General features: G+C 45.4%; 1 pseudogene. It reads left to right on the plus strand.

From position 1 onward, the window contains the following. Positions 1-288: pseudogene (locus tag BCT81_RS04350) on the plus strand (MBL fold metallo-hydrolase); the annotation flags it as partial. Positions 289-390: the final 102 nt, after the last annotated feature.

Consider the following 390-nt stretch of genomic DNA (forward strand, 5'->3'; position numbering starts at 1 on the left):
GATTTGACCATGGTAGAAACGGGTGCGTACAACTCACTTTGGGCCGATATTCATATGTTTCCAGAGCAAAGCGTTCAAGCGCACATCGACCTTCAAGGGAAAGTGATGATGCCAATCCACAACAGTACGTTTGATCTTTCCATGCACGACTGGCAAGACCCAATGGAACAAGCTTTGGCGATAAGTAAAGAGCGAGACGTACAGATGGTAAGCCCTGTGATGGGGGAACGTTTAGTAATTTCAGAACCAGTACCTGTGCAAGCCTGGTGGAAATTGGCATTAAACTAGAACGACCATTTTAATCGATGTCTTCATAGCGCGAATCTATAGAACCAGCTGATACACAAAACGCCACCAATCGCACGATTCGGTGGCGTTTTTGTTTTTTGA

This window comes from Vibrio sp. 10N.261.52.A1 (assembly GCF_002876325.1).
In the GTDB taxonomy this organism is placed as follows: domain Bacteria; phylum Pseudomonadota; class Gammaproteobacteria; order Enterobacterales; family Vibrionaceae; genus Vibrio; species Vibrio chagasii.